Source organism: Brevundimonas sp. (assembly GCF_036399195.1).
In the GTDB taxonomy this organism is placed as follows: domain Bacteria; phylum Pseudomonadota; class Alphaproteobacteria; order Caulobacterales; family Caulobacteraceae; genus Brevundimonas.
This window is the reverse complement of the sequence record NZ_DASWNO010000208.1, coordinates 1-2,917: the sequence shown is the minus strand read 5'-3', so window position 1 is coordinate 2,917 and position 2,917 is coordinate 1. Positions and strand designations below refer to the sequence as shown.

General features: G+C 70.4%; 2 protein-coding genes. One reads left to right on the top strand and one right to left on the bottom strand.

Translation table 11 applies throughout. The features are described from left to right. Nucleotides 1-1,574, bottom strand: a 1,574-nt coding sequence (locus VGB60_RS09420; RefSeq protein WP_331038010.1) for a vWA domain-containing protein, incomplete at its 3' end; no start/stop codon positions are given. A 154-nt stretch (nt 1,575-1,728) separates the two neighbouring features. Between VGB60_RS09420 and VGB60_RS09415 the strand changes: the two genes are divergently transcribed. Continuing rightward, the coding region (locus VGB60_RS09415; protein WP_331038009.1) for a monovalent cation:proton antiporter-2 (CPA2) family protein at nt 1,729-2,917 on the top strand (1,189 nt) is incomplete at its 3' end.

The window sequence follows — 2,917 nt, the reverse complement described above, 5'->3', positions numbered from 1 at the left end:
TAGCGGATCTTCAGATAGGCCAGCTCGCGGCCCCCCGCCGCCGGGCCAGCCTGCCGGCCATAGCGCAGCGGATCGGACGACAGCGGCCCGCCCACGGGGGTGATCTCGTACAGGGCGGTGACCGAGGCGCCGGAGCCGACTTCGCCGGCGTCGATGCGGTCGTTGTTGAAGTCTTCCTCGTTCAGCATCCGGGTCTCGTAGCCGATCAGCCGGTATTCGCTGACCCGGGCCGGATTGAACTCGACCTGGATCTTGACGTCGTCGGCGATGGGGAAGGCGCCCCGGTCGAAGGCGGGGCCGAACAGTCGCCGCGCCTCGTTGAGGTCGTCGACATAGGCGGCCGCGCCGTTGCCGGCTTGGCTGAGGACCTGCATCCGCAGGTCCTGAAGGTTGCCGCGGCCGAAACCGTAGACCGACAGATAAATGCCCGTTTCGCGCTTGGCGGCGACGTAGTCCTCGAGCCGCTGATTGTCCGTGACGCCGACGTTGAAGTCGCCGTCGGTGAACAGCAGGATGCGGTTGACCCGGTCGCGTGCGAAGTTCGCCTGCGCCTGATCGTAGGCGTTGGCCAGCCCCTGCGCTCCCCCGGTTCCGCCGCCGGCCCTGAGGCTCGCGACGGCGCAGCGCAGCCGCAGCTTCTGGTCGCCCGGCACCGGCGCCAGCGTCGTGCCGGCCCCCGACGCATAATAGGTGACCGCCACCGTGTCCTGCGGCCGCAGGCGGTCGATGACCAGGTTCATCGACTTCTGGGCCAGCGCCAGCCGATCCGGGGGTCCCATTGAACCGGAGACGTCGACGAGGAAGGTCAGGTTCAGCGGGCGACGCTCGCCGGCGGGCAGTTCGTAGCCCTGCAGCCCGACATGGACGATCTGGCGGCCCGGCGACCAGGGCGAGGCGGCGACGGCGGTGGTGATGGCGAAGGGCTCGGCCGCCGTGCGCGGGCGGTCATAGCCATAGTCGAAATAGTTGATCATCTCCTCGATCCGCACCGCGTCGGCGGGCGGGGCGCGGCCCTCGTCGATGAAGCGCCGGACGTTGGTATAGCTGGCCGTGTCCACGTCGATGGAGAAGGTCGAGACAGGCTCGTCGGCGACGCGCCGGACTGCGTTGGCCGTGGCGTTCGGATAGCGTTCGGTGTCAGCCGGAACGAGGGGGGCGGGAACCCAGCCGGGGGACCGGTTGATGCGCGATCCGGAGACCACGACTTCCCCGGCCACCGCTCCGCCGGCGGCCGGGGGCGGCGTCGGCCGCGGAGGTGGCGGCGGCGGCGGCGGGGGAGGCGGCGGCGGCGCTATCGCAGGCGGCGGCCCGCTGTACTCCCGGCGATCCTCCTTCTTGGTCGGTCCTATCGGCAAGGTGACCGACGGGGGCGCGGGGCGCACCTGGGGCCGGATCACCGGCGGCGACGGCGGCGCTGCAAGGTCAAAGCCGAACGCGCGACAGGCGGCCGGCGAAGCGACGCCGTCGGACGGTTTGTCGAGGTCGGCCTGCGCCAGCGCCGGCGGGGAGGCCGGGGCGATGAGGGCGAGGCTGACGGCGGCGGCCAGTCCCTGTCTTAGCGGTCTCATCGTCATCCGGCCTCTCCCTCGGTTCATTCGTCACAACCATGACGCAGTGTGGTCTCGGGCGAAACTGTGGCGCGGCGGAGCGGTGGTGTGTGACGGGGTCGGGGGTGGCGCAACCGTGCATCACTCCCCACTATCGGGCGAAGCGTGACGGGAGGGCGGGATGCACGAGACGGCCAGCATGGGTCTGGGTCACGCCGTGGCGCTGCTGGCGGCCATGGTCGTGGCCGCGACGTTGTTCCGCCGTTTCGGTCTCGGCGCCGTGCTCGGCTATCTTGCCGCCGGGTTGCTGATCGGCCCCTCCGTTCTGGGCGTCGTGGACGATCCCGAGTCGGTTCTGCACGTCGCCGAGTTCGGCGTGGTCATGTTCCTGTTCCTCATCGGGCTGGAGATGCGGCCCGCCCGCCTGTGGAGCCTGCGCAAGGAAATTTTCGGTCTCGGGGCGGTGCAGGTGCTGGCCTGCGCCCTCTTGCTGACCGGTCTCGCGTTGCTGGCCGGACTGGCGTGGTACGCGGCGGTGATCGCCGGCTTCGGCTTCGCCCTGTCCTCGACGGCCATCGTCATGCGCCTGCTGGAGGAGCGTAACGAGAACGCCGAGCCGGCGGGGCAGCGCGTGGTGTCGATCCTGCTGTTCGAGGATCTCGCCATCGTCCCGCTGCTCGCGTTGGTGGCGGTGATGGCGGGAACCTACGGCACGGCCGTCGAGACCGGGAACCCCGTCTGGATGACCGTTGGGCTGGCCGTCGCCGCGGTGGCGCTGGTCTATGTCGCCGGGCGCTGGGTCGTGAACCCCTTCTTCCGGCTACTGGCGCAGTACGGCGGCCGCGAGGTCATGACCATGGGCGCGCTGCTGGTCGTCCTCGGCGCCGCCTGGGCGATGAACCTCGGCGGGCTGTCGATGGCCATGGGCGCCTTTCTGGCCGGGGTGTTGCTGTCCGAGTCGACCTTCCGGCACCAGCTCGAGGCCGACGTCGAGCCGTTCCGGGGTCTGCTGCTGGGCCTGTTCTTCCTCAGCGTCGGCATGTCGCTGGACCTGCGCGTCGTCGTCGCCGACTGGGCGTGGGTGCTGGGCGGGCTGGCGGCCTTCATGACCGCCAAGATGGCCGCCGTCTATTCGGTCGCGCGGCTGAAGCAGAAGCACGGCGAAGGCCTGCTGCGCGCGGCGTTGATGGGCGAGGGCGGCGAGTTCGCCTTCGTCATCTACGCCACCGCCTTCGCCGCAGGCCTGTTCGACGCCCGCACTGCGGCGATCCTGTCCGCCATCGTCATCCTGTCGATGGCCCTGACGCCGCTCCGGGTCATGCTGGCCGACCGGCTGCGCCCCGACGAGACGCTGTCGCCGGATGACGCCG